The sequence below is a fragment of the Salmonella enterica subsp. arizonae genome, from assembly GCF_008692845.1.
GTDB classification, from domain to species: Bacteria; Pseudomonadota; Gammaproteobacteria; order Enterobacterales; family Enterobacteriaceae; genus Salmonella; species Salmonella arizonae.
The window spans coordinates 204,326-230,658 of sequence record NZ_VXJW01000005.1 but is presented as its reverse complement, the minus strand read 5'-3'; the positions used below and the strand labels follow the sequence as shown (position 1 = coordinate 230,658).

Genomic DNA, 26,333 nt, shown 5'->3' with positions numbered 1-26,333 from the left:
TATAGATAGAAACATTGCCTTCCAGCACGTTTATCAAGCCACCTTGACAAAAAACAGCGCTGGCGTAGTTTCCCCATCATCATCGGCAGTTCAAACAACTTACAACGTTCTTCGGTCAGGCACAGACGCTACCGTGGCAGATGGTCTGCGCCACCTGTCCAACAGTCATGATTTCAGCGGTGAAAATTATATCGCCTCGTTGGCACGCTTTTCGTCATCCGGCGCCATTACACTGCGGCCTTTATGAATACTCAATCTTCGCGATTCTACAGCGTCCTTAATACTTTCGCGGATAGTCGCTAATCGCTCGCGAATCACTGCATCCCGTCGAAGGATCTTCTTTTTACGTCGCTGGTTATCCGGTGTCGGATTCTCCTCAAGATACTTGAGCACCTGTTTATATTCTTTATTCAACTTGCTATGATATTTTGCCAGTAAGGCTTCAATCTTAGACGCTTTTTTAGATGTTAATCCTTCACAAGCTATTTCATAATCATAACAAGCAGTGGCTATATCATGAATAGGTATCGAGACTTCTTGTATTACTGAAGAGATAAGGCTAGCCGCGAGGATACCGGTCCCCCGCGAGGGTTCCACAACGAGTGATTTTATTTTTGCCCCGCACTCCCAGAAGAAACCTTTCTCGGCAGATTTTATTTTCCGGTCAATTTCCCTGGTTTTTAAATGGGGGTTAGGGTTTATTTTATTGCTTACAGCACCTGCGGCATAATCGTAAAGCTTTTTACCTGACCACGCTAATCCTGCGCCAACCCCCGCGCCGATGAGCGTACCAAAGCCAGGAGAAATTGCCGTGCCGATTACAGCGCTCGACAAGCCACCGGCGACACAAAACCCAGTATGTACCCCCGTTTGTAGAAAGAGTTCGACCGTTTTATACTCTCTAAAACGCTCAACGGCTTTACGGTTATTAAGAACATTTAACGATTTCTGAATGGAGCTCAATTCGCGCTTAAAGGCAGATTGTATTTTCTTGAAATTCTTGACATCCTTCAAAGTTAGTTTGTTTTGGTCAAAAAAACTCTCTTTTTCTGGCACAGATACAGGCATGGTATAAGACGAACACACAACCTTTTCATCTTTTTCGTCAAGAGAACTCTCTTTTTCCGGCACAGATACAGGCATGGTATAAGACGAACACACAACCTTTTCATCTTTTTCGTCAAGAGAACTCTCTTTTTCCGGCACAGATACAGGCATGGTATAAGACGAACACACAACCTCTTCATCTTTTGAAGTTGTGCGTAAATTTTCTTCAGTGAACTTCCTCCATAATGAATTCAGCCTCTTACATACATCGGTGAAAGTAATTTTTACATGACCATTGGCATCAACGACATGTTGATAAAGAAAATCTTTCATCAACTCATTAATCTCAGATTCATACAAAGGGAACCGCCCTGTAGATATCGCCAATTGGTAGGCACTACTCTCACCGCAGCATGAGGTCACCGCGTTTATAGATATGAACAATGGATCCGATGTTTCATATGGATAGAGTGTGAGCTGGTTAAGTAACACATCAAAGTGCAATGTTCGCTCTTTATTATCGCCAATAATACCAGGCTCAACTAACTTACTCTCATCTAAAAGAAAATGAGTGCACGCAGATGATAACACACCACCATTTACGGCAGATATGATAGAGAAAAGCATCATACTGTGTGTCTCCCCTTTACCAGAGAAGTTATAATGTAAAAAATTATTCCATATCGTTTCCCCTTTTCGTTACCAGGCATTTACCTGATTTATATTTTTCATCTCAAGACATAAGCACAGGTCATCCAGTATCGGTCTGAAATAGCATTGTCGCCACTGGCTGATTTTCTCCGCTGACGCCGCAGTTATTGCCTGGAGAGACAGGTGCATATCCGCCATGTTCATTTGCCCGGCATTCAATTTTTACTTTACTTTTTGACCACTTGCGAGGGATAGGAAGGGAATATTGTTGAGTTTACAGTAGTATTGGCCAGCCAGGTTACTGGCGTGACAAATAATAACATGTTGTTTTTTATTCAATGGATCAGAATGGTTTTGACGTTAGATAATGCCATTACAGTTGTGGTTAAAGACTGCTAATATTACCTACTAAAATTATTATAAAGACATAACTTCGCCGCTAGCCCACGCCAAAATTGCCATATTAAGGGAAGCGCAGATAAAGGGTAATAAAAAAAACGACTAGCTCACCTGGCCGGAGAGAGTGCCAGGTTAACCAGTCGAATTTATACGACAACGTATGTCGTTATGCCAGTACCGTCGAAGGCGCTTTGAAAGCCAACGGCAGTTCTGCGTCATCCTGGAAGGTCACAAATTCCCAGGCCTCCTGATTTGCCAGGACAGCCTGTAACAGTTTGTTATTCAATGCATGACCGGATTTATACGCGGTAAATGCACCAATAATATTGTGACCGCACATGAACAAGTCACCGATCGCATCGAGCATTTTGTGGCGAACGAATTCATCTTCAAAACGCAGGCCGTCTTCGTTCAATACGCGATAATCGTCAACAACGATGGCACAATCGAAGCTGCCGCCCAGGCACAGGCCACGGGACTGCAGATATTCGATATCACGCATGAAACCGAAGGTACGCGCACGGCTGATCTGGCGCATGAACGCATCCGCAGAGAAGTTCATCGCATAGCGCTGGCTGCTGGAATCGATCGCCGGATGGTTAAAGTCGATAGTGAAATCCAACGTAAAACCATTGTACGGTCTGAATTCAGCCCATTTATCGCCATCTTCAACCCGAACAGTCTCTTTAATACGTACAAATTTTTTGGCGCAGTTCAGTTCATCAATACCGGCATCCAGCAGCAGGTAGACGAACGGAGCAGCACTGCCATCCATAATCGGGATTTCCGGGGCATTAACCTCAACAACGATGTTATCGATACCTAACCCCGCCAGAGCAGCATTCAGGTGCTCAACGGTTGAAATCCGTACATCATGCTCATTCACCAGACAGGTACAGAGCATGGTATCACGCACAGATTTGGCATCGGCCGGGAAATCTACCGGTGGATTCAAGTCGGTGCGACGATAGATGACCCCGGTATTGGCCGGCGCAGGGCGTAATGTCAGAGTGACTTTTTTACCGGTATGTAAACCGACGCCAGTCGCCTGAACGATACGTTTAAGTGTCCTTTGTTTGATCATCGTATAATCTCGCCAAATAACCTATCCAACCGAAGTGTACTATACATTCGGCGGGCCAGTTTAGCACAAAGAGCCCAGAATCCCAAATTCCAGCTAATTCTTAATCAGCTTGCTTACGCAGGAATGCGGGGATATCCAGATAATCCGGCTCTTTTGCCGCCTGTGGCGTATTGTCGTTAACCACTTTAGCGACCGTTTTTTGCTCCTGCGTCAGCGGCGCCATACCGTGCTGCTGATAACGATCCATCACCGGCTGCTGCACCTGTTTGTTGGTCACCAGAGTGATTTCCGGACGTTTGTCCATACCAATACCGGTCGCCACCACGGTCACGCGCAGTTCGTCGTTCATATCCGGGTCCAGAGAAGTACCGATAACCACGGTGGCGTTATCCGACGCAAAGGCGCGAATGGTGTTGCCGACGGTTTCAAACTCATCCAGACGCAGGTCGAAGCCCGCCGTAATGTTGACCAACACGCCGCGCGCGCCAGACAGGTCGATATCTTCCAGCAGTGGAGAAGAAATAGCCATTTCAGCCGCTTCTTCCGCACGGTCTTCACCGCTTGCCACGCCGGAGCCCATCATTGCATAGCCCATTTCAGACATCACGGTACGCACGTCCGCAAAGTCGACGTTCATCAGGCCTGGGCGGGTAATCAGCTCGGCGATACCCTGCACCGCGCCTTTCAATACGTCGTTCGCCGCGCCGAAGGCATCGAGCAGCGAAATGCCGCGACCCAGTACTTTCAACAGCTTGTCGTTCGGTATGGTGATCAGCGAGTCCACATGCCTGGACAGCTCGGTGATACCCTGTTCCGCAAATGCCATACGCTTTTTGCCTTCGAAATTGAAAGGCTTAGTCACCACGGCAACGGTCAGAATACCTAAATCTTTTGCCACTTCAGCAACTACTGGCGCCGCGCCGGTTCCGGTACCTCCGCCCATGCCTGCCGCGATAAATACCATGTCTGCGCCTTCAAGCGCCGCACGTAGCGCTTCACGGTCTTCGTCCGCCGCGTTACGACCGACTTCCGGGTTCGCGCCAGCGCCCAAACCTTTGGTAATGCCACTACCAATTTGAATGGTCTGGCCAACCGCCGTTTTACGCAACGCCTGAGCGTCGGTATTCACCGCGAAGAATTCAACACCTTCGATGCGCTCGCGCACCATGTGTTCAACAGCGTTACCGCCGCCGCCACCGACGCCGATGACTTTAATCACCGCGTCGTTGGTTAGTTCCATAGGTTCAAACATAATCTCTCTCCGTCATGTGCCTGTCGCCTGAGGCCGTAATATCTGGCGGCCTCATAAAAATTAAAACTCTTTTCGCAGCCAGCTATTAAGTCGCTTGATCCACGAGCCAACTGATGCCGTAACACGTTTTTCCACTTCTGCTTCACCGTTTAAGTGGGACTCTTTCCCGTAGTGAAGCAATCCCACCGCCGTCGAATAATACGGCTCCTGGGCATAATCCGTCAGACCGGTGATATTCAGCGGCGCGCCGATACGCACCTGCGTATGGAATACGCGCTGGGCGCAAGCCGCAAGCCCTTCGATTTGCGCCGCGCCACCGGTTAACACAATCCCCGCCGCCAGGTGATGTTTTACCCCTTGTTGGCGAAGCTGTTCCTGTAATTGCAATATCTCTTCGTTGACCAGATTGAGCAGCTCGGTATAACGCGGCTCAATTACTTCCGCCAGCGTCTGGCGTTGCAGGCTGCGCGGCGGACGCCCGCCTACGCTTGGCACTTCAACACTCTCGTCTTTACCGACGATGGAACCCAGCGCGCAACCATGGCGGACTTTAATGGCTTCGGCATCGCTCGGCGGCGTACCAAAGGCATAAGCGATATCGCTGGTCACCACATTCCCCGCGTAAGGGATCACTTTGGTATGGCGCAGCGCGCCGCCAGTATAAACGGCGATATCCATTGTACCACCGCCGATATCCACGACACAGACGCCCAGTTCACGTTCATCTTCCGTCAACACGGAATAGCTGGCCGCCAGTCCGGCAAATATCAATTGGTCAACTTTTAGACCACAACGTTCAACAGCTTTGACAATGTTTTTTGCCATATCGTTGTGGCAGGTAATCAAATGCACTTTCGCCTGCATTCGCACGCCGGAAAGACCTACCGGGTTTTTAATGCCTTCCTGGTAGTCAATGGCGTACTCCTGAGGAATCACATGCAGCACGCGATGCTCGTCGCGCACGCGCACTGACTTCGCAGTATGCACGACGTTTTCCACATCTTCCTGCGTCACTTCTTCTTCAGAAATAGGCACCATGCCTATCTCATTCTGACAGCTAATATGCTTTCCAGAAAGCGCCAGATATACCGAAGATATCTGGCAATCCGCCATCAATTCCGCTTGGTCAATAGCGCGCTGAACGCACTTCACTACTGACTCAAGGTCATTCACCCCGCCTTTATCCATACCCCGCGATGGACAACTGCCCACGCCAATGATATTGACCATACCGTCGGGCAGAACTTCCCCTACTAAAGCGGCAACCTTCGCGGTGCCAATCTCCAGTCCTACTACCAGTTTTCTGTCCGTCGCCTTGATCATTGTTGTTCTGCCTGTGCCTGATTCTGTTGCTGATTAGATTCCTCAGGGGGGAGCGGCACCCAGCCAACCGCCGCACCTGAGTCATAACGCAAATCAACGTAGCTAATCCGTTTGCCATCGGTTTGCGCCTGCTGCTGTAAAACCGGATAGAGTTCTACAAAGCGAGCCAACCTTTTCATCGTATCGCCCCTGCCAAGATTGAGCTTAATGCCGTTATTAAGCGTCAATTGCCAGGAGCGACGTGCGGTCATCGCCGCTTCCTTCAGAGTGAATTTATCCTTAGCCAGCACCTGCCCCATCTCGCGGTATCCTTGCAACACTTCACTCGCGCTGCCTTCCGGGCCGTACAACATGGGTAAAACCTGTTTGCCGATGCGATCTGACGGGACACTGAAGGTATTGCCTTCAGCATCGACCATATGTTGATCATTCCAACGCGCAATCGGCACATATTCAACCAGATGAATCTTCAATTCATCAGGCCACTGTTTTCTGACGCTGGCCTGTTTAATCCACGGTAAACGCTCAATCTGGCTCTGGATAATGTTCACATCCTGAGTCATAAAGGTTCCCGGCGCGCCCAGAGCCAGTATTGCCTGGCGGATATCATCGTTACGCGTGTAGTGACGCTCGCCGGTTAATACCAGCTTTGATAACGGTAAACGCTGCGCATCTTCCATCCACCTTAACACGACCCACCCGCTAACAAACACGGTACACAGCACCGTCAGCAGGAATATCATTCCCACAAGACGCGTTCCATTATTACGGCGTGAAGAAGGCGTCTCTTCGTCACTGTTTCGCGTGTTCAGCGCAGCTTGCGACATATCAGTCCGCCAACTCCAGAATCCGTACCACTAACTGCGAGAAGCTCATTCCCGCCTGACGCGCCGCCATCGGCACCAGACTATGGCTGGTCATACCTGGAGAAGTATTGGCTTCCAGCAGATAAAACTGACCATCACTGTCCAGCATGACGTCAATGCGCCCCCATCCTTTACAGCCTAAAGCTTTCCAGGCTTGCAGGACGAGCGACTGTAGCGCGGCCTCTTGGGAGGCTTCTAAACCGGCAGGGCAGAAATACTGTGTCTCATCAGAGAGATACTTCGCCTCATAATCATAGAAGGTTCCTGCCGGTTGGATACGAATTGTCGGTAAAATTTCTTCGCCAAGTATCGCCACCGTGAATTCAGGGCCGCACAGCCATTTCTCGATCAGCACTTCGTCATCATGCTGAAAAGCCAATGCTAACGCCCCCTGTAAAGCATTTTCTTCTACCACTTTCGTCATGCCGACGCTGGAACCTTCACGGCCAGGTTTGACGATCAGCGGTAAACCCAGCGCCGAAATTCGCGCTTTTTGTTCTTCGCTAAGGCCTTTTTCAAACCCGGCGCGCGTCAGCGCGAACCACGGCGCGACCAGTAAGCCAGCGCCCTGCCACAGCAATTTACTGCGCAGTTTATCCATTGAAAGCGCCGAGGCCATCACGCCGCTGCCGGTATAAGGCAGGCCGAGCAGTTCAAGCATTCCCTGTAAGGTGCCATCTTCACCGCCGCGGCCATGCAACGCAATAAAGGCCTTCTGAAAGCCCATTGCTTTAAGCTGCGCGACATCGACCTCTTTCGGATCGACAGGGTGCGCATCAATACCGCCTTCACGTAACCCTGCCAGCACTGCCGCGCCGGATTCCAGTGAGACCTCCCGCTCCGCAGAGGCTCCGCCCAACAGGACCGCGATTTTATCAGCCATGTTGCTCTTCCTCCTGGGTTTGCGGCTTGAGCTTGATTTCAGATAAGTAACGCGCAATTTTGCCAACATTTCCTGCGCCTTGCACTAATATCAAGTCGTTACCCGTAAGCACCGGCGCTAATATTGTCGCAATTTGAGCCGGATCGGAAACCAGAATCGGGTCAATTTTTCCCCGATTACGAATCGTGCGGCATAAAGAACGACTATCCGCGCCCGGAATCGGCGTTTCGCCCGCCGGGTAAACGTCCAGCATCAGCAACGCATCGACCTGCGTCAGCACATTGGCGAAATCGTCATACAGATCGCGCGTGCGCGTGTAACGGTGCGGCTGAAACAGCATCACCAGGTTTTTATCCGGCCACCCCGCCCGCGCGGCTTTAATCGTGGCGTCGACTTCCGTGGGATGATGGCCATAGTCATCTACCAGCATCGCTGTCCCGGATTTACCATTCACCGGCTCAAGCGGGAACTCGCCGAGGAAGTCAAAGCGACGCCCGGTCCCCTGGAAGCTTTCCAGCGCGCGCAGGATAGCGTCATCGTCGATGCCTTCTTCAGTCGCTACCGCAACCGCCGCCGTGGCATTCAGGGCATTATGGCGACCCGGCGCATTCAACGTCACGCGCAGATCCGGCATCCCCTGACGCAACAGCGTAAAGTGCCCCTGCGGCCCTATCTGCTGATAATCTTCTACACGGACGTCGGCGTCATCACTAAAGCCATACGTCGTGGTCTGACGCCCCACCCGCGGCAGCAGCTCGCGAATGACCGGATCGTCGACGCACATTACCGCGCGACCGTAGAACGGCAGGTTGTGCAGGAAGTTAATAAACGTCTGCTTTAAATTTTCAAAGTCGCCATGATAGGTATCCATATGGTCGGCTTCGATGTTGGTGACAATCGCTACCATCGGCTGCAAATGCAGGAACGACGCATCGCTCTCATCCGCCTCGGCAATCAGGTAACGACTATGGCCCAGACGCGCATGAACGCCTGCGGCCTTCACCAGTCCGCCATTCACGAAAGTCGGGTCCAGCCCCGCTTCGGCATAAATACTGGACACCATTGCGGTCGTTGTGGTTTTACCGTGGGTTCCGGCAATGGCGATGCCGTGTCGAAAACGCATCAGTTCCGCCAGCATTTCCGCACGGCGAATGACCGGAATACGCGCTTCATGCGCCGCGACAATTTCCGGGTTATCCGCAGAAATCGCGCTGGAAACCACGACCACGCTGGCATCGCGCACATTTTCCGGGCGATGGTTAAAGAAAATCGTCGCCCCCAAGCTCGTCAACTGCTGGGTCACCGGATTCGGCGCTAAATCGGAACCACTGATCTGATACCCTTCATTGGCCAGAACTTCGGCAATACCGCCCATACCAGCACCACCGATGCCGACAAAGTGGATGTGCCGAACGCGACGCATTTCGGGCACGATGGAACGCAGTTTTGCCAGTTGTTGTGTATTCATTCTTTACGCCATTAACTCGACTACCCGTCATACTTCAAATTGCAGATACGTTGCCTTTCCTGCAACCCGAATGATTGAGGGTATAAAAACCTGCGATGCAAAAGGCACCGCTACAAATTACGTCCGGGCAACCCGGATGACTTCACTGGCGACGCGCTCGGTGGCATCCAGAATGGATACCGCGCGGGCACGCTCCGCCATTGTTAACAAAGTGTCTCGCGACCATCCCGCCAGGGTGTCGGCGACCGCTTCCGCAGTAAACTGCGGCTGCTCAAGAATCTTCGCTGCGCCGGCGTTTTCTAACGGCAGCGCATTCCAGTACTGCTGCCTGTCTTTATGCTGAAATGGCACGAATATCGCCGGTAACCCGGCGGCGGCGATCTCGCTCACTGTTAAAGCGCCGGAACGGCACACCACCACATCCGCCCACGCATAGGCGGCGGCCATGTCATCGATAAATTCCGTTACCTTATGCTGCGGTTGTCCCGCCCCGGCATACGCCTGCTCTGCCGTGAGCTGCGCGCCTTTTCCGCTTTGATGCCAGATTGTAACCGTATCGCCCAGTCTGGCGGCAACCTGCGGCAGCGTCTGGTTCAGGACTCGCGCCCCCTGAGAACCGCCGACCACCAACACGCGAATCGGGCCGTCACGACCGGCCAGACGCACCTGCGGCAACGGCAACGCCAGTACGTCGGTACGCACCGGGTTACCCACCACTTCCGCGTTCGGGAACGCACCGGGAAACGCCTGCATCACCGTGGTCGCGATTTTGGCCAGCCACTGATTGGTTAGCCCGGCGATACCGTTTTGCTCATGCAGGACGACCGGAATACCCAATGACCAGGCGGCAAGACCGCCGGGGCCGGAAACATAACCGCCCATTCCCAGCACGACATCCGGCTTAAACCGCTTCATGATCGCCCGCGCCTGCCGCCAGGCGTTAAAAATCCGCAGCGGCGCCGCCAGAAGCGCTTTTACGCCTTTACCGCGCAGACCGGAGATCCGAATAAAGTCAATGTCGATGCCATGCTTCGGCACTAAATCCGCTTCCATACGATCGGCGGTGCCCAGCCAGCGAACCTGCCAGCCCTGAGCCATTAAATGGTGCGCAACGGCCAGCCCCGGAAACACATGTCCGCCGGTACCGCCTGCCATCACCATTAACCGCTTCGGTTGACCACTCATCGAGAACCTCGTGTAAACGCCTGCGCTTTTTCCAGACGCGTTTCATAATCAATACGTAATAAAAACATAATGGCCGTCGACATAATCAACAGACTCGACCCGCCATAACTGATCAGCGGCAGCGTCAGACCTTTCGTCGGTAGCATTCCCGCCGCCGCGCCAACGTTCACCAGCGCCTGGAAGCTAAACCAGATACCGATAGAACAGGCTAAAAATCCGGAAAAACGGTGGTCAATCTGCAGCGCCTTACGGCCAATCGACATCGCGCGAAAAGCGACGAAGAATACCATTAAAAGCGCCAATACCACACCGATATAACCCAGTTCTTCCCCAATAATGGCGAAGATGAAATCAGTGTGCGCCTCTGGCAAATACTCCAGTTTCTGTACCGAATTCCCCAGCCCTTGCCCCCATATCTCACCGCGACCAAAAGCCATTAACGACTGCGTTAGCTGATAACCGCTGCCGAATGGATCTTCCCAAGGGTTCCAGAAAGAGGTGACGCGGCGAATACGATATGGTTCAGCGAGGATCAACAGAATCACTGCCGATATCCCCATCCCGATAATGGCGATGAACTGCCATAATTTCGCCCCAGCGAGAAACAGCATCGCCAGCGTGGTGACAAACAGTACGACCACCGTCCCGAGGTCAGGCTGCGCCAGCAGTAACACCGCCAGCACCAGAATCACGCCCATTGGTTTTAAAAAGCCGCGCAGGTTGTTGCGCACTTCATCAACCTTACGCACCAGATAGTTCGCGAGATAGCAGAACAACGACAACTTAGTAAACTCCGCAGGCTGAATACGCAGCGGCCCCAGCGCAATCCAGCGCGATGCCCCGTTGACCGAACTCCCGACGACCAGCACGATAAGCAGCATAATGATCGACGCAATTAGCATTGTCGTGCTGTATTTTTGCCAGAAGGTCATTGGCAAACGCAGCGTGACCATCGCCAGACAAAATGCCAGGAAGATATAGAGCGCATCACGTTTGGCAAACAAAAACGGATCGTTCGCCAGACGCTGTCCGACTGGCATGGAGGCCGACGTCACCATGACAAAACCTATCGCCGCCAGCCCGAAGGTCAGCCATAGCAGCGTGCGGTCATACATGATCAGGCTGTCGGCGTCTTTATCGCGCGAAGCCATCACCCAGCCTTTAAGCGCCGCAAACAGCCAGGCCAGGAGGCCAAAACCTGGTACGCGCGGCATTCTCAGACGGGGGAGAGATAAACGCATCAACCCAACTCCTTCGCCAGACGGGTAAAGACATCGCCCCGTTGCTCAAAACTTTTAAACTGATCAAGGCTGGCGCAGGCGGGCGACAGTAGCACCATATCGCCCGACTGAACGCGCGGCGCCAGCAAACGCATCGCCTCTTCCATCGTTTCAGTCTGTTCTGCGATTTCCGGACGCAGCGCGGCAAGCTGCGCGCCATCGCGCCCAAAACAGTAAAGGCGGATACGGTCGCCAGTCAAATAGCGCGCCAGCGAAGAAAAGTCTGCCGACTTACCGTCGCCGCCCAGCAGCAGATGCAGCGTGCCGTCCACATGCAACCCGTTTAGCGCCGCTTCGGTACTGCCGACGTTGGTCGCTTTCGAATCGTTGATCCAACGTACGCCGTTATGTTCCAGCGCTAGCTGGAAGCGGTGCGCTAGCCCGGTAAATGTCGTCAACGCCTTCAGACTGCTGGCGCGCGGCAGACCAGCGGCATCCGCCAGCGCCAGCGCCGCTAACGCATTGGTATAGTTATGCTGGCCGGAAAGCTTCATCTCTTTCACGTTCAGCACTTTCTCGCCTTTTACCCGCAACCAGGTTTCACCCTGTTGACGATTAAGATGATAATCACCCATATTGACGCCAAAACTGACGCAGCGTTCATCGGCGCCGCGTACCGGCATCGTCAACGCGTCATCGGCATTCACCACGCACACTTTCGCATTCTCGTAGACGCTCAGTTTCGCTGCCCGGTACTGTTGCAGACCAAACGGATATCTATCCATATGATCTTCAGTGACATTGAGCACCGTTGCCGCCACCGCCTGCAAACTTGACGTGGTTTCCAGTTGGAAGCTGGAGAGTTCAAGCACGTACAGTTCGCGATCGGCATCCAGCAGCATCAGCGCCGGAAGTCCGATATTACCGCCAACGCCGACATTGACGCCCGCCGCCTTCGCCATCTCGCCCACTAATGTGGTCACGGTGCTTTTGCCGTTCGAGCCGGTGATGGCCACAATCGGCGCCTGCGCTTCGCGGCAAAACAGTTCGATATCGCCGACAATTTCTACTCCAGCGCTGGCGGCAGCGCTAAGAGAGGGATTCGCCAGGGCGATGCCAGGGCTGGCGACAATCAAATCTGCCGCTAATAGCCATTCGTCATTCAGGCCGCCAACGTGGCGCTCAATTTCTTGCGGCAGTTTATCCAGACCCGGCGGCGTCACGCGGGTATCCATCACGCGCGGCGTGACGCCGCGGGCGAGGAAAAAATCCACGCAGGAAAGTCCGGTTAAGCCCAGACCGATAATGACGACGTTTTTGCTCTGGTAATCAGCCATGATTAACGTACCTTCAGCGTTGCCAGGCCAATCAGCACCAGCATCAGCGAAATAATCCAGAAGCGCACAATCACGCGCGGTTCCGGCCAACCTTTCAGTTCATAATGGTGATGGATAGGCGCCATACGGAAAATACGCTGTCCGCGTAATTTGAAAGAACCCACCTGCAGGATGACCGACAGGGTTTCCACCACAAAGACGCCGCCCATAATCACCAGCAGGAATTCCTGACGCAACAGCACGGCAATAATGCCCAACGCGCCGCCCAACGCCAGCGATCCGACATCGCCCATAAAAACCTGCGCCGGATAGGTGTTAAACCACAAGAATCCTAATCCCGCGCCGACAATGGCCGTACAGACGATCACCAGTTCGCCCGCATGACGTAAATACGGAATATGCAGATAATTGGCGAAGTTCATGTTCCCGGTCGCCCATGCTACCAACGCAAAGCCGGCGGCAACGAAGACGGTCGGCATAATCGCCAGGCCATCGAGCCCGTCTGTCAGGTTCACGGCGTTACCCGTACCAACGATGACAAAGTAGGACAGCAGGATGTAAAACAGCCCCAATTGCGGCATAACATCTTTAAAGAACGGTACCACCAGTTGGGTCGCAGGCGTGTCTTTCCCGACGAGATAAAGCGCAAAAGCCACGCCAAGCGCGATAACCGACATCCAGAAATATTTCCAGCGCGCAATCAGCCCCTTGGTATCTTTACGCACCACTTTGCGGTAGTCATCGACAAAACCGATAATACCGTAGCCAATCAGTACTACCAGCACGCACCAGACGTATGGGTTAGACGGGTAAGCCCATAACAGAACGGAAATCACAATCGCTGTCAGGATCATGATGCCGCCCATCGTCGGCGTACCACGTTTACTGAAGTGCGATTCCGGGCCATCGTTACGTACAACCTGGCCAAAAGAGAGTTTTTGCAGACGAGCGATCATACGCGGGCCCATCCATAAAGAGATGAACAACGCGGTCAGCAGGCTGACGATGGCGCGAAACGTCAGATAAGAAAAGACGTTAAAGCCGGAATAATATTTGACCAAATGCTCGGCCAGCCAAACTAACATGAACCTTTCTCCTGTAACGCATGAACCACGTCTTCCATCGCGGCGCTGCGTGATCCTTTCACTAAAATAGTCATCATCGGTTGCTCCTGGAGCAGAGCCTTTAAACGCGCAATCAGCGCGGCTTTATCTGCAAAATGTTCGCCAACGCCGCTGGCGTGGCTGATAGCCTGACTGCGTTTTCCGGTACTTAACACTCGATCGATACCCGCCGCTTTTGCGGCCTCGCCAACCTGGATGTGGCACGCTTCGCTTTCTGCGCCCAGTTCAGCCATATCGCCCACCACCAGCACGCGGTAGCCTGGCATTTCAGAAAGGACTTGCACTGCGGCGGTCATTGAACCGACGTTGGCGTTATAAGCGTCATCCAGCACCAGTTGGTTTTCACTTAACTGAACCGGGAACAGTCGTCCAGGCACGGCTTTTAACGTCGCCAGACCCGCTTTAATGGTCGTCAGCGTCGCCCCCACCGCCATTGATAAAGCAGCGGCCGCCAGCGCGTTAGCAATATTGTGCCGCCCCGGCAGCGGCAGCAGTACATCAATGCTGCCCCTCGGCGTTTGCAAGGTAAATTCTGTACCATGTGACGTAACGTGAATATTCGCGGCGGTAAAGTCGCTGTTTGCCGCATTCGGTGAGAAACGCCACACCTGGCGATCGCCAATAATGCTTTGCCAGTTTAGCCAATCGTTATTATCGGCATTCATAATCGCGATACCGTTCTCAGGCAAACCGGTATAGATTTCGCCTTTCGCTTTCGCCACGCCGGCTAACGAGCCGAAGCCTTCCAGATGCGCCGCCGCCAGATTATTGACCAGCGCCGCTTCCGGGCGCGTCAGGCTAACGGTCCAGGCGATTTCGCCCTGGTGATTAGCGCCTAATTCGATTACGGCATAGTCATAATCATGGTTTAATCGCAGCAGCGTTATCGGCACGCCGATATCGTTGTTAAAATTGCCTGCGGTATACAGGGTATTTCCGCACTGGCTAAGAATCGCGGCGGTCATCTCTTTGACCGAGGTTTTGCCGGACGAACCGGTTAACGCCACCACCCGCGCCGGTACCTGCATACGTACCCAGGCGGCCAGTTGGCCAAATGCCTGACGCGTGTCTTTTACAATCACCTGCGGAAGATCGATATCCAGAGGACGACTGACCAGCAGGGCGCCAGCGCCGTTCGCTTTTGCTTTATCAGCAAAATCATGCGCATCAAAGCGTTCCCCTTTCAGCGCCACGAACAGGCATCCCGGCGTCACTTTCCGTGTATCGGTAATGACCGTATCGAGAGTGAGATCCGCCCCGCGATGTTCGGCGCCAAGGACATCGGCAATTTTGCTGAGCGTTACGCTAATCATGCGATCACCCCCAGCAAACGCGCTGCGGTCACGCGGTCTGAATAATCAAGACGCTGCGTGCCGACAATCTGGTAATCCTCGTGCCCTTTACCTGCAATCAGCACGACGTCATTGTCTTTTGCCTGCATAATGGCGTTGGTTACCGCCTCAGCGCGGCCTTCCATTACCCTGACCTGCCCGGCGTCCAGCATTCCAGCCAGAATATCGTTGATAATGGCGCGCGGCTCCTCGGTACGCGGGTTATCGTCAGTCACCACGACGATATCCGCGAACTCTTCGGCAATGGCCCCCATGAGTGGGCGCTTACCTTTGTCACGATCCCCGCCACAGCCAAAGACGCACCATAATTTTCCGGCGCAGTGCAGACGCGCCGCCTGCAACGCTTTTTCCAGCGCATCAGGCGTGTGCGCGTAATCGACAACGACAGTGGCTTTGCCTGGCGCGCTAAAGACTTCCATCCGCCCGCAAACCGGCTGCAAACGCGCGGCGGTTTTCAGCAAATCCGTTAACGGATAGCCCAGCGCCAGCAGCGTCGCCAACGCCAGCAGTAAGTTGCTGACGTTAAACGCGCCCATCAGGCGGCTTTCTATTTCGCCTTCACCCCAGCTTGAAGCAAAACGAATCGTCGCTCCGCGGTCGTGGTAGTCCACCGCCTCCGCTTTCAGCCAACGGCCGTGACAGTTAGGATTGATATGCCCTTCCATCGATACTGCGACCGCATCGGGTAGCGACGCCAGCCAGCGGCGTCCAACTTCATCATCGGCGTTGACGATTGCCTGCCCGTGATGGTGAGTTGAATAAAGCATCCATTTTGCCGCCTCGTAATGCGCCATATCGCCATGATAGTCGAGATGGTCGCGGCTCAAATTAGTAAATACGGAGGCAGCAAATTTCAGCGCCGCCACGCGATGCTGCACCAGGCCGTGAGAAGAGACTTCCATCGCGCCGAAGGTCGCGCCCTGCGCAACCAGACTGGCCAGCACATGCTGAACATCCACAGCGGAACCGGTTGTGTTCTCCGTCGGGATCACTTTGCCCAACAGTCCGTTGCCTACCGTTCCCATCACCGCGCTGGTTTCGCCGAGCAACTGGCTCCACTGCGCCAGCAGTTGGGTGGTGGTGGTCTTGCCGTTGGTGCCGGTCACCGCCACCAGACGCATGTTTTCAGATGGCTCGTGGTAAAAGCGGCCCGCCAGCGCCGATAAACGCTCATTGAGCTGGCTGAGATAGACGACCGGTACGCCGTGCATTTCGCGAATCTCACCGTCGGTCGCCTCGTCTCTCGCCTCTGCAATAATGGCAGCTACGCCTTGCGCTATCGCCTGCGGGATATATCGACGCCCGTCCGCCTGATGACCCACCACTGCCACAAAGAGATCGCCCGCCGCAGCCACACGGCTGTCGAGCGTCATCTCTCGCAGTTCTCGCGCGGGTAGTCCAGCCACCCACGGAGCAAGAAGGTCGCGCAAATTACGATCTGCCACCTGTTCCCTCGCCTTGATTAATTACAAATTCATTTTTTTCGCCCGTTGCCAGCGCATCCGGTTCGATGTTCATGGTGCGCAGAACGCCGCCCATGATGGCACCAAACACCGGCGCGGAAACGGCGCCGCCGTAGTATTTACCCGCCTGCGGATCGTTGATTACAACTACCAGCGCGAAGCGCGGCTGACTCGCAGGCGCTACGCCTGCGGTATAAGCAATATATTTGTTGATGTAGCGACCGTCCGGCCCCACTTTTTTCGCCGTACCGGTTTTGATAGCGATACGGTAGCCTTTAATTGCCGCCTTCACGCCGCCGCCGCCAGGCAGCGCCACGCTTTCCATCATATGCACCACGGTGCGCACGGTGGATTCAGGAAATATGCGTTCGCCGGGTACAGGCGGATCGACTTTGGTAATCGACAGCGGGCGATAAATGCCATAGCTGCCGATCGTTGCATAGACTCGCGCTAACTGTAACGGCGTTACCATTAGCCCGTAGCCGAAAGAGAAGGTGGCCCTCTCTATGTCGGACCACCGTTGTTTTTGAGGATATAAGCCACTGCGTTCTCCGACCAACCCCAAATTGGTCGCCTTTCCTAGCCCAAAACGTGAGTAAGTATCTACTAACGCTGAGGACGGCATCGCTAACGCCAGTTTGGATACGCCGACGTTACTCGACTTCTGTAGAACCCCGGTCAGGGTTAATTCGCTGTAGCGCGCCACGTCTTTGATTTCGTGGCCGTTAATTCGGTATGGAACGGTATTCAACACCGTATTTTCGTTGACGATACCGCGCTGAAGCGCGGTCATCACCACCATCGGCTTAACCGTAGAACCCGGTTCAAACACGTCGGTGATGGTGCGGTTACGCATCGCGTCTTTCGGCGTACCGGCAAGGTTGTTGGGGTTATAAGAAGGGCTGTTGGCCATCGCCAGCACTTCACCGGTATTGACATCGACCAGCACCGCGCTACCGGATTCCGCCTTGTTAAACGCCACCGCGTTGTTCAGCTCGCGGTAAACCAGCGCCTGTAAGCGTTCATCAATGCTTAACGCCAGGTTGTGCGCAGCCTGGCTGTCAGTGGAGGAGATATCCTCTATCACGCGACCATAGCGGTCTTTACGCACGATTCGCTCGCCAGGCTGACCGGTAAGCCACTTATCGAAGCTCTTTTCAACGCCTTCAATTCCCTGACTATCGACGTTGGTAAAACCGATGAGGTGAGCGGTTACTTCTCCTGACGGGTAGTAGCGGCGTGATTCTTCACGCAAATGAATACCCGGCAGTTTGAGTTTTTTGATGTAGTCCGCCATGTCAGGATTCACCTGACGCGCCAGATAAATAAAACGCCCTTTCGGGTTGGCGTTGATACGGGCGGAGAGCTGATCGAGCGGGATATTGAGCGCGGTGGAAAGCGCTTTCCAGCGATCGCCGACGCTGATGCCGCCGGCGTCATGAACTTCTTTCGGATCGGCCCAGATCGCCTTAACCGGTACGCTGACCGCCAGTGGACGCCCGGAACGGTCGGTAATCATACCGCGTGAGGTGGAGACTTCCTGAACACGCAATGAACGCATATCGCCCTGACGCACCAGCATATCCGGGGCGATAATCTGTAGCCACGCCGCGCGCCCAAGTAAAAAAACCAGCGCCAGTAAAATACAGCCGCAAAGCAACGCAAAACGCCAACTGATGAAGTTGGTCTGTTCTTCCTGGCGTTTCGAATTTATACGCGTCATCCTTCAAGTAGCCTCTGCGTTGACTGCGCGCACCGGCCCCAGTCACTTACCTGAGTAAGCTCCTGAGGATTCATGTGCTTGCCGCCTTGATGCACCATGAATGCTTTCACGTATAGCGTTTTTACCGCTGCTTTCATGCGTCGCGTTTATCCTTATTTTTGCACTACGATATTTTCTTGGGACGGATCAACATGCTGCATTTGCAACTTTTCCGTTGCGATCCGCTCCACCCGGCTGTGATCGCCGAGCGCGTTTTCTTCAAGGATCAGGTTGCGCCACTCAATGTCCAATGCATCGCGCTCCAGAACCAGTTGCTCACGCTGCGCGGTGAGCAAGCGAGTATGGTGCGCCGTCGTTACCACCGTCACCGCCGTTAAAATGATGCAAATGAACAAGCAGAGTGGCAGCTTCCCGAACCGCAAAAGATCGTCACCGATCACGCCAGGCAAGGCATGGCGGTTGGTGATTCCTGGCGATCCCTTCACTTTGCTTAGGGCTTCTGTCACTCTGCTGATCATGCGTTCGTCCTCTCTGCGATACGCAGAACTGAACTACGGGCCCGAGGATTTTCAGCTACCTCTTTTTCACCCGGCATCAACTTGCCTAACGCTCGTAACTCACGACCGCCCAGTTTTTTGAGCTGCGCTTCCGTCATCGGTAATCCGGCCGGCACCCGCGGACCGCGGCTTTGCTCACGCATAAAGCGTTTCACAATACGGTCTTCCAGCGAGTGGAAACTGATGATTGAAAGCCGCCCGCCTGGGGCCAGTACGCTGAGCGAGCTTTTTAGCGCCTGCTCTATCTCCTCCAGTTCACTGTTTACCCAGATGCGCACCGCCTGGAAGGTACGGGTCGCGGGATGTTTGAATTTGTCTTTTACCGGGGTCGCCGCCGCAACCACTTCCGCCAGCTCTTTGGTACGGGTCATCGGCTGTTCGCGATTGCGCTCAACAATGGCGCGAGCAATACGTTTGGCAAAACGCTCCTCGCCGAATGTTTTCAGCACCCAGGCAATATCCGCCTCTTCCGCCGTTTGTAACCACTCGGCGGCAGACTGGCCGCGCGTCGGATCCATTCGCATATCCAGCGGACCGTCGCGCATAAATGAAAAACCGCGCTCCGCATCGTCAAGCTGCGGAGAGGAGACGCCAAGATCAAGAAGAATTCCGTCAATCTTACCGGTAAGCTCGCGCTCGGCTACATAATCAGCCAACGCGGAAAAAGGTCCATGAATGATGGAGAAGCGAGGATCATTAATGGCCTGCGCAACGGCGATCGCCTGCGGATCGCGATCGATCGCCAGCAAGCGCCCCTCTTCGCCTAGTTGCGAGAGGATCAGGCGCGAGTGGCCGCCGCGACCAAATGTGCCATCAATATAGATACCATCCGGACGAATATTTAGACCATTAACGGCTTCATCCAACAGTACCGTGGTGTGTTTAAAATTTTCCATCATCTTATAGAGACAAGTCCTGCAGCCGCTCCGACAACGTTTCGGTAGCTGACTGTTCAGCGTCGATATCTTCCCTGACCTGTTGATACCAGGTCGTTTCATCCCACAGCTCAAATTTGTTGAACTGTCCAACCAGCATCACTTCTTTCGTCAGTCCGGCATGTTGCCGTAGAACTGGCGCGATCAGTAATCGACCTGCACCATCCATCTGACATTCGCTGGCATGGCCCAACAGTAAACGCTGTACGCGACGTTCTACCGGGTTCATGCTCGACAGACGAGATAACTTTTGCTCAATAATTTCCCATTCAGGCAGGGGGTAAAGCAGTAGACATGGGTGATGGATGTCAATGGTACATACCATTTGACCGGTAGCGCTCTCGATCAGTTGCTCCCGATAACGGGTCGGCACGGTCAGGCGCCCTTTACTGTCGAGATTGACTAACGTTGCCCCCCGGAACATGCCAGTCTCACCCCTTTCCACCACTTTATCCCACAAATTCCCACTCGAAGGAGTTTACGGAGCGGAGGAAAAGCTTGTCAAGCGAGTCACAACGCTTACCGAAGTAAAAAAGCCAATGTTTATAGCGAATATCCGCGTTGATTAATTTCCGTCCAGCGCGCCAGACAAATTAACGTTATGAATATTTGTAAGAAAAAAACCAAAGACCCACCACCGTTTAAAACGGACTCAATATAATCCGAGAAAAATATAAAGTGTCAGTTTGCGACGCGAGCGGCATTTTAGGACATATTGCACTGTGTTAACAGTGCCTGCTTAACGTGCCAGGCGCCTGCTATACCAGCGTCTACGGGCGACTATCGCACCAGAGTGAAAAAAGTGGCTGTTAATTCGACAATTTCTTGCATGCTTGTAACAAAACAAGACAAAGGAAAACACTCGTTACGTCTTCATTACCGGAATGCAGACAATTTCAGACAAAAGAAAGGAAATAAAAAACAATTTTCGGATAATTTTAAGGAATAATCTTAATTATTCGAGGGTTATTTTTACTAATACGCTTTTTGTTTGACGGCGGCAGAAGAGATTATCTTTTGCCGCCGCTCCGTTAACTACGGCTCAGAATGCCACGACGATATAGGTTACGCCGAATACGCGTTAAGCCCGGCTTCGGCTTACGCGGCTCATCAAGGCTTGCCAGTACAATCTCCAGCACACGCTCCGCAACATCACGATGACGCTGCGCTACCGCCAGCACCGGGCATTGCAGAAAATCCAGTAGCTCATGATCGCCGAAGGTCGCAATCGCCAAATCCGAGGGCAATTTTCCATCGCGCCGCAGCGTAACGTCCATCACGCCCTGTAATAGCGCGAACGACGTGGTAAAGAGCGCCTGCGGCATAGGATGCGTTTCCAGCCATTTCTCAAATAGCTGCGCAGCGGCTTCGCGTTCATAGCTGTTGGCATATAAGAAATTCACCTCCCGCGGATCGTCTTTCCATGCGGTGCGGAACCCCTGCTCGCGCAGGAAGCTGACGGACAACTCCGGCAGCGCCCCCAAATAAAGCACCGTTTCCGCCGGGAATTTACGCAACTCCTCCGCCAGCATCTCGGCATCATCCTGATCCGCTCCGACCACGCTGGTGAAATGTTCGCGATCCAGCGCCCGGTCAAGCGCGACGATGGGGAACGAATCGTTGGCCCAGCGCTGATAGAAGGGATGCTCCGGCGGTAACGAGGTTGAAACGATGATTGCATCCACCTGCCGTTGTAATAGATGCTCAATGCAACGCATTTCGTTATCCGGCTGATCTTCAGAACAGGCGATCAGCAGTTGGTAGCCACGCTGGCGCGCCTGGCGCTCAAGATAGTTTGCAATACGGGTGTAGCTCGTGTTTTCAAGGTCCGGGATCACCAGACCAATGGAACGTGTGCGTCCAGCACGTAGCCCGGCAGCCACAGCATTAGGATGGTAATTGTGCTCACGCACCACCGCCATGACTTTTTCTACGGTTTTGTCGCTCACGCGGTATTGCTTCGCTTTACCGTTTATAACGTAGCTTGCAGTTGTGCGCGAGACACCGGCCAGCCGAGCGATTTCATCCAGTTTCACAATTGCCCCTTGTGTAAATTGTACAAACCATAACCTTTATGACGGCATGGGTTAAAATCGTTAACATCTAAGCGCAGATTGATCACTCCGGCAACCGCTTTTATTCCGGGTTACCACGGATTTCGCAAAAAAAAAGCCCAACCGGTGATGTTGGGTTGGGGATGATAATTCTTGTCGGCAGACAGCCGGCAAACCAGGTCAGCGCATAATCTTATCGCCGCGTGAAAGCCCTACGACGCCTGAACGCGCCACTTCAACAATTTTCGCCACCTCGCGCAGCGAGGCCAGAAAAGCATCCAGTTTATCGCTGGTGCCCGCCAGTTGAACGGTATACAGCGTTGGCGTGACATCAATAATCTGACCACGGAAAATTTCCGTATTACGCTTCACCTCTTCCCGTCCGTAGCCGCTGGCCTGGATTTTCACCAGCATGATTTCCCGCTCAACGTGCGCTCCCTGACCCAGCTCGCTGACGCGCAGCACATCAACCAGCTTGTGCAGTTGCTTTTCAATTTGCTCAAGCACTTTTTCATCGCCTACCGTCTGGATAGTCATGCGCGACAACGTCGGATCGTCTGTCGGCGCGACGGTCAGGCTTTCAATATTATATCCGCGTTGCGAAAAGAGGCCGATAACCCGCGATAACGCCCCAGATTCGTTTTCCAGTAATACCGATAAAATCCGGCGCATCATCAGGTCCTCTCCGTTTTGCTTAACCACATTTCGTCCATCCCGCCCCCGCGAATCTGCATCGGATAGACATGCTCGCTGCCATCAACGGTGACATCGACGAACACCAACCGGTTATTACGCACATGCTCAAGGGCTTCGCTGAGTTTACTTTCCAGCTCATCCGGACGGTTAATCTGCAGCCCGACATGGCCATATGCTTCCGCCAGGCGCACAAAATCCGGCAATGACTGCATATAAGACTGAGAATGACGACCAGAATAGATCATATCCTGCCACTGTTTCACCATCCCCAGATAACGGTTGTTCAGGTTCAGAACCAGCACCGGCAGTTCATACTGTAAGGCTGTCGACAGCTCCTGAATATTCATCTGTATACTGCCATCGCCGGTCACGCAGACCACCATTTCTTTCGGCAGGGCCATTTTAACGCCCAGCGCAGCCGGTAGGCCAAAGCCCATCGTGCCGAGCCCGCCGGAATTAATCCAGCGACGTGGTTTATCGAACGGGTAGTAGAGAGCGGCAAACATCTGGTGTTGTCCTACATCGGACGTCACGTACGCGTCGCCCTTCGTCAGACGCCAGAGGGTTTCAATCACCGCCTGGGGTTTAATGCTTTCGCTTTCCGCGTCATATTTCAGGCACTGACGGGCACGCCAGCGCTCTATCTGCTGCCACCAGTCGCGAATATCATCCCGCGGCTGAGACGGCGTATCCTGCACCAGGAGCTCCAGCATTTGTTCCAGTACCACACGGGCATCGCCTACCACCGGGATATCAGCGTTAATCGTTTTGGATATAGACGTCGGGTCAATATCGATGTGCAATACCGTCGCGTTCGGACAATATTTAGCAAGATTATTCGTCGCCCGGTCGTCAAATCGTACGCCGACGGCAAAAATCACGTCGGCGTTATGTATGGTCATATTGGCTTCATAAGTGCCATGCATTCCCAGCATCCCTAACGACTGGCGATGAGTCGCAGGAAACGCGCCAATCCCCATTAACGAAGAGACGACTGGCAAGTTGAAGGTTTCGATTATTTGGCGCAGCGGCGCGTAGCAGGCCGCGCTTATCGCCCCTCCCCCCACATAAACCACCGGTTGTTTCGCCGACGCCAGCGTTTGCAGCGCACGTTTAATTTGTCCTTTATGTCCTGACGTTGTGGGATTGTAAGAGCGCATACTGACCGTTTCCGGCCAGGCATACGGCATTTTTTTCGCCGGATTCAGAATATCTTTCGGCAAATCCACGACCACAGGTCCGGGACGCCCGCTTGCCGCCAGCCAGAAGGCTTTTTTGAGTACCTGAGGAATATCTTCCGTATGTTTGACCAGGAAGCTATGTTTGACCACCGGTCGGGAAATCCCCACCATGTCGCATTCCTGAAAGGCATCGTAGCCAATCAATGAGGTAGCGACCTGGCCGGAAAGAATCACTAGCGGAATAGAATCCATATAGGCCGTAGCAATCCCGGTAATCGCATTGGTCGCCCCCGGCCCGGAAGTCACCAGCACCACGCCAATATCGCCAGTGGCTCGCGCCAGACCATCCGCCATATGCACCGCGGCCTGCTCGTGACGAACCAGAACATGATCGATTCCCCCGACGGTATGTAGCGCATCATAAATATCAAGCACTGCGCCCCCAGGGTAGCCGAACACCTGCTTCACGCCTTGATCGATAAGCGATCGCACAACCATCTCGGCTCCAGACAACATCTCCACGGCTTGCCTCCACTTTACACTTGTCATCACGGTTTGACGGACACCTTAACCGCTCGCTATCACGCCGACAATTAGGGGGAATGATGTAACGGGGGAGAAGATCAGAATAATCAGGAAGCAAGAAGAAAGGAAATGGAGAAATACTCCGTCTGAATCACATCAGGTAATAAATAATTGCTTATAAAAGCAGACTTACAGCAATTCATCAATTTTTTATAATGGCGAAAACAAGGGTCAACCGCTAGTTTAGCATAAAATTTTTGATATATATTAAAAAGCAGAATAAACCAGAAGGCATTTCTGATTTATTCTGCCCGTCTTTATCGCTTACAAACAGAGACTAATAACTCTTCCATCCATTGGTGCCCTTTATCGCGCCCAGCCGCTTCATGCCAGGTAAGGTAGCATGTCCGGCTATTCAGTTTTAAAGGCAACGGTAGTATTTGCAGATCCAGCGACTCCGCAAACTCCTCCGCCAGCCAGCGCGGGGCAATGGCGACCAAATGTGTCTGCGAAACTACATTCAGAACGCTGATAAGCGCCATGCCCTGATAAGCCACGCTCGACTGTTTATCCGGCGTGTCATACCATGGCTGACTAAATGAAGCATAACGTTCGAGAGAAACAACCGCATGTTGTTCATTATAAACATCACTTTCTAACAGTGGGCCGCTAATACGCGGATGTTTCCGGCTGGCGACTAAAACCATTTCATCTTTAAATAGCGGTACGCTGGTAAATTCAGGACGACGGAATTCTTCATAGCTAATAACGAATTCGGTCTCCTGATAGCGTAGCTGATGCTCGGTATTCTGATTCAACGAAGCTTTAAAAACGAGATGAATATTCGGCGCAATTTGTTCTACGCGATTATAAATCAGTGACGTCAGGATATTATCCAGCGGACTGCACACGCAAAGGTTGAATACACGTTCGCTGCTGATCGGCTCAAACCCCGATCCCGGTAATTCATTTTGTACCAATTGCAACGCCTAGCGGACTGAACCAAATAGCTGAAATGCGCGGGCAGTCGGCTGAATTCCTCGTCCATAACGAACAAATAGTTCGTCATTAAACATCACCTTCAGACGTGCCACGGCGTTACTGACCGCAGGCTGAGACATTCCCAGCGTATGGGCGGCGCGCGTAATATTCTGCTCTTGCATCACCGCATCGAACACAGTCAATAGGTTCAAATCAACCATGCGAAGCTGCGGTTTACCCATCTCTAAAAGATGCGGCTTTTCGGTTTTGACCTCTGGCATATTTAACTCCACTGTCACGCTTAACTCCCTTTTTCTGGCTGAAAGCAGAAATAATTCCTGAAAATATGATTTACCATGCATATAAAATAAGAAAAAGGGAAAGCGTTAAAATTCGGAAAACATAAAGACGCTGACATAGACAAATAGAATGCCAGCGCAAACGTAATGTGTCCTGAGCCACATCATCGCGATTCATAATGTTTAAATTACGAAAGCAATATAACCATAACCATGACAAATAGACAATCATACGCCAAGTGAATGATAATTTAAGCTTCAATTAAATGTTTATATTATTAACACCGAAAAAGTTAACATTAATTTATCAATAACTTTATCCTTATTCATTAAGTAAACACGGTTATTTGTTAAAATATAAAATAAATCAAAAAGATATACTAAACCTTTAGCAGGCCACTCTCCTAACCAATTTGCAAACAAAAATGCCTAAATATTTCAAATAATGAAAAGTATGAATATCTACCCGTTCTTTTATCCTTTATTGGACGCAAAGCCCAGCACAATTAGCTAAAGTACGTCTCCGGATATCGCCCACAAAATGCAATGGCGGCAGCAATCAGAGTTGACATCAAACGTCATATCCAGTACCACTAAAAGCATATCGCATTCGCTGGAGTTGAATTAATGTCACATATCGTTCGTTTCACCGGGCTACTACTACTAAACGCATTTTCTGTGCGCGGTAGACGGGTGGGCGGCATTCAGCATTAAGTCAGCTCGAAGTC

Annotated in this window: 21 protein-coding genes and 1 pseudogene; 1 reads left to right on the top strand and 21 read right to left on the bottom strand. The window is 52.6% G+C overall.

The genetic code is table 11. The annotated features are described in order from the left end of the window. Nucleotides 1-186: 186 nt before the first annotated feature. The 21 genes and pseudogenes from F4V61_RS11910 to leuO form a co-directional block, all read right to left on the bottom strand. Nucleotides 187-1,677, bottom strand: coding sequence for a hypothetical protein (locus F4V61_RS11910; RefSeq protein WP_150363958.1), 1,491 nt, complete (start codon nucleotides 1,675-1,677; stop codon nucleotides 187-189). Nucleotides 1,678-2,263: 586 nt separating this feature from the next. Further along, a complete protein-coding gene (gene lpxC / locus F4V61_RS11905; protein WP_038396969.1) occupies nucleotides 2,264-3,181 on the bottom strand; it encodes a UDP-3-O-acyl-N-acetylglucosamine deacetylase in 918 nt (305 codons plus the stop codon). Between the two features lie 100 nt (nucleotides 3,182-3,281). Beyond that, nucleotides 3,282-4,433, bottom strand: coding sequence for a cell division protein FtsZ (gene ftsZ, locus F4V61_RS11900; protein ID WP_000462791.1), 1,152 nt, complete (start codon nucleotides 4,431-4,433; stop codon nucleotides 3,282-3,284). A 60-nt stretch (nucleotides 4,434-4,493) separates the two neighbouring features. Then, nucleotides 4,494-5,756, bottom strand: a complete 1,263-nt coding sequence (gene ftsA / locus F4V61_RS11895; RefSeq protein ID WP_000588463.1) for a cell division protein FtsA — start codon at nucleotides 5,754-5,756, stop codon at nucleotides 4,494-4,496. After that, a complete protein-coding gene (ftsQ, locus tag F4V61_RS11890) occupies nucleotides 5,753-6,583 on the bottom strand; it encodes a cell division protein FtsQ (RefSeq protein ID WP_080152763.1) in 831 nt (276 codons plus the stop codon). Before ftsQ ends, ftsA begins: the two co-directional genes overlap by 4 nt. A gap of 1 nt (nucleotide 6,584) precedes the next feature. After that, the gene (locus tag F4V61_RS11885; RefSeq protein WP_079827748.1) at nucleotides 6,585-7,505 is read right to left on the bottom strand and encodes a D-alanine--D-alanine ligase; all 921 of its coding nucleotides are present in this window, start codon (nucleotides 7,503-7,505) and stop codon (nucleotides 6,585-6,587) included. Further along, complete coding sequence (murC, locus tag F4V61_RS11880; RefSeq protein WP_001096068.1) at nucleotides 7,498-8,973, bottom strand: UDP-N-acetylmuramate--L-alanine ligase; 1,476 nt, start codon at nucleotides 8,971-8,973, stop codon at nucleotides 7,498-7,500. The genes F4V61_RS11885 and murC overlap by 8 nt, the downstream gene beginning before the upstream one ends. Nucleotides 8,974-9,090: 117 nt before the next feature. Continuing rightward, a complete protein-coding gene (gene murG, locus F4V61_RS11875) occupies nucleotides 9,091-10,158 on the bottom strand; it encodes an undecaprenyldiphospho-muramoylpentapeptide beta-N-acetylglucosaminyltransferase (protein WP_080160908.1) in 1,068 nt (355 codons plus the stop codon). Further along, on the bottom strand, nucleotides 10,155-11,399 hold the full coding sequence (gene ftsW / locus F4V61_RS11870; RefSeq protein ID WP_001239804.1) for a cell division protein FtsW: 1,245 nt from the start codon (nucleotides 11,397-11,399) through the stop codon (nucleotides 10,155-10,157). Before ftsW ends, murG begins: the two co-directional genes overlap by 4 nt. Further along, entirely contained in the window at nucleotides 11,399-12,715 is a 1,317-nt protein-coding gene (gene murD / locus F4V61_RS11865; protein ID WP_000796495.1) for a UDP-N-acetylmuramoyl-L-alanine--D-glutamate ligase, read from the bottom strand. The genes ftsW and murD overlap by 1 nt, the downstream gene beginning before the upstream one ends. Before the next feature lie 2 nt (nucleotides 12,716-12,717). Then, nucleotides 12,718-13,800, bottom strand: a complete 1,083-nt coding sequence (gene mraY / locus F4V61_RS11860) for a phospho-N-acetylmuramoyl-pentapeptide-transferase (RefSeq protein WP_000964138.1) — start codon at nucleotides 13,798-13,800, stop codon at nucleotides 12,718-12,720. Further along, nucleotides 13,794-15,152 carry a UDP-N-acetylmuramoyl-tripeptide--D-alanyl-D-alanine ligase gene (gene murF, locus F4V61_RS11855; RefSeq protein WP_000626641.1) on the bottom strand — a complete coding sequence of 453 codons (1,359 nt, stop codon included), beginning with the start codon at nucleotides 15,150-15,152 and terminating at the stop codon, nucleotides 13,794-13,796. The genes mraY and murF overlap by 7 nt, the downstream gene beginning before the upstream one ends. Continuing rightward, a complete protein-coding gene (gene murE, locus F4V61_RS11850; protein WP_058344657.1) occupies nucleotides 15,149-16,636 on the bottom strand; it encodes a UDP-N-acetylmuramoyl-L-alanyl-D-glutamate--2,6-diaminopimelate ligase in 1,488 nt (495 codons plus the stop codon). The genes murF and murE overlap by 4 nt, the downstream gene beginning before the upstream one ends. Continuing rightward, nucleotides 16,623-18,377, bottom strand: a complete 1,755-nt coding sequence (gene ftsI / locus F4V61_RS11845) for a peptidoglycan glycosyltransferase FtsI (RefSeq protein WP_000196921.1) — start codon at nucleotides 18,375-18,377, stop codon at nucleotides 16,623-16,625. The genes murE and ftsI overlap by 14 nt, the downstream gene beginning before the upstream one ends. 152 nt (nucleotides 18,378-18,529) lie before the next feature. After that, nucleotides 18,530-18,895, bottom strand: a complete 366-nt coding sequence (gene ftsL / locus F4V61_RS11840; protein ID WP_000625665.1) for a cell division protein FtsL — start codon at nucleotides 18,893-18,895, stop codon at nucleotides 18,530-18,532. Next, nucleotides 18,892-19,833 (bottom strand): 16S rRNA (cytosine(1402)-N(4))-methyltransferase RsmH, encoded by a 942-nt coding sequence (gene rsmH / locus F4V61_RS11835; protein ID WP_058344656.1) that lies wholly within the window; start codon nucleotides 19,831-19,833, stop codon nucleotides 18,892-18,894. The genes ftsL and rsmH overlap by 4 nt, the downstream gene beginning before the upstream one ends. A gap of 1 nt (nucleotide 19,834) precedes the next feature. After that, nucleotides 19,835-20,293, bottom strand: a complete 459-nt coding sequence (gene mraZ / locus F4V61_RS11830) for a division/cell wall cluster transcriptional repressor MraZ (RefSeq protein ID WP_000488295.1) — start codon at nucleotides 20,291-20,293, stop codon at nucleotides 19,835-19,837. 607 nt (nucleotides 20,294-20,900) lie between these two features. Next, nucleotides 20,901-21,905, bottom strand: coding sequence for a catabolite repressor/activator (cra, locus tag F4V61_RS11825; RefSeq protein ID WP_000762413.1), 1,005 nt, complete (start codon nucleotides 21,903-21,905; stop codon nucleotides 20,901-20,903). A 198-nt stretch (nucleotides 21,906-22,103) separates the two neighbouring features. Continuing rightward, complete coding sequence (ilvN, locus tag F4V61_RS11820; RefSeq protein WP_058344702.1) at nucleotides 22,104-22,595, bottom strand: acetolactate synthase small subunit; 492 nt, start codon at nucleotides 22,593-22,595, stop codon at nucleotides 22,104-22,106. A gap of 2 nt (nucleotides 22,596-22,597) precedes the next feature. Next, a complete protein-coding gene (ilvI, locus tag F4V61_RS11815; RefSeq protein WP_167670657.1) occupies nucleotides 22,598-24,322 on the bottom strand; it encodes an acetolactate synthase 3 large subunit in 1,725 nt (574 codons plus the stop codon). 320 nt (nucleotides 24,323-24,642) lie between these two features. After that, a pseudogene (leuO, locus tag F4V61_RS11810) lies at nucleotides 24,643-25,587 on the bottom strand (transcriptional regulator LeuO). Nucleotides 25,588-26,232: 645 nt separating this feature from the next. Between leuO and leuL the strand changes: the two are divergent. Further along, a complete protein-coding gene (gene leuL / locus F4V61_RS11805; RefSeq protein ID WP_038396974.1) occupies nucleotides 26,233-26,319 on the top strand; it encodes a leu operon leader peptide in 87 nt (28 codons plus the stop codon). Nucleotides 26,320-26,333: the final 14 nt, after the last annotated feature.

Coding starts and splice junctions, on each gene's coding strand:
- murC (WP_001096068.1), bottom strand. CDS start 8,973: ATGAATACACAACAACTGGCAAAACTGCGTTCCATCGTGCCCGAAATG.
- ftsZ (WP_000462791.1), bottom strand. CDS start 4,433: ATGTTTGAACCTATGGAACTAACCAACGACGCGGTGATTAAAGTCATC.
- mraZ (WP_000488295.1), bottom strand. CDS start 20,293: ATGTTCCGGGGGGCAACGTTAGTCAATCTCGACAGTAAAGGGCGCCTG.
- mraY (WP_000964138.1), bottom strand. CDS start 13,800: ATGTTAGTTTGGCTGGCCGAGCATTTGGTCAAATATTATTCCGGCTTT.
- ftsW (WP_001239804.1), bottom strand. CDS start 11,399: ATGCGTTTATCTCTCCCCCGTCTGAGAATGCCGCGCGTACCAGGTTTT.
- ftsI (WP_000196921.1), bottom strand. CDS start 18,377: ATGACGCGTATAAATTCGAAACGCCAGGAAGAACAGACCAACTTCATC.
- F4V61_RS11910 (WP_150363958.1), bottom strand. CDS start 1,677: ATGATGCTTTTCTCTATCATATCTGCCGTAAATGGTGGTGTGTTATCA.
- ftsA (WP_000588463.1), bottom strand. CDS start 5,756: ATGATCAAGGCGACGGACAGAAAACTGGTAGTAGGACTGGAGATTGGC.
- murG (WP_080160908.1), bottom strand. CDS start 10,158: ATGAGTGGTCAACCGAAGCGGTTAATGGTGATGGCAGGCGGTACCGGC.
- lpxC (WP_038396969.1), bottom strand. CDS start 3,181: ATGATCAAACAAAGGACACTTAAACGTATCGTTCAGGCGACTGGCGTC.
- murD (WP_000796495.1), bottom strand. CDS start 12,715: ATGGCTGATTACCAGAGCAAAAACGTCGTCATTATCGGTCTGGGCTTA.
- F4V61_RS11885 (WP_079827748.1), bottom strand. CDS start 7,505: ATGGCTGATAAAATCGCGGTCCTGTTGGGCGGAGCCTCTGCGGAGCGG.
- leuL (WP_038396974.1), top strand. CDS start 26,233: ATGTCACATATCGTTCGTTTCACCGGGCTACTACTACTAAACGCATTT.
- ftsL (WP_000625665.1), bottom strand. CDS start 18,895: ATGATCAGCAGAGTGACAGAAGCCCTAAGCAAAGTGAAGGGATCGCCA.
- ftsQ (WP_080152763.1), bottom strand. CDS start 6,583: ATGTCGCAAGCTGCGCTGAACACGCGAAACAGTGACGAAGAGACGCCT.
- ilvN (WP_058344702.1), bottom strand. CDS start 22,595: ATGCGCCGGATTTTATCGGTATTACTGGAAAACGAATCTGGGGCGTTA.
- rsmH (WP_058344656.1), bottom strand. CDS start 19,833: ATGATGGAAAATTTTAAACACACCACGGTACTGTTGGATGAAGCCGTT.
- murF (WP_000626641.1), bottom strand. CDS start 15,152: ATGATTAGCGTAACGCTCAGCAAAATTGCCGATGTCCTTGGCGCCGAA.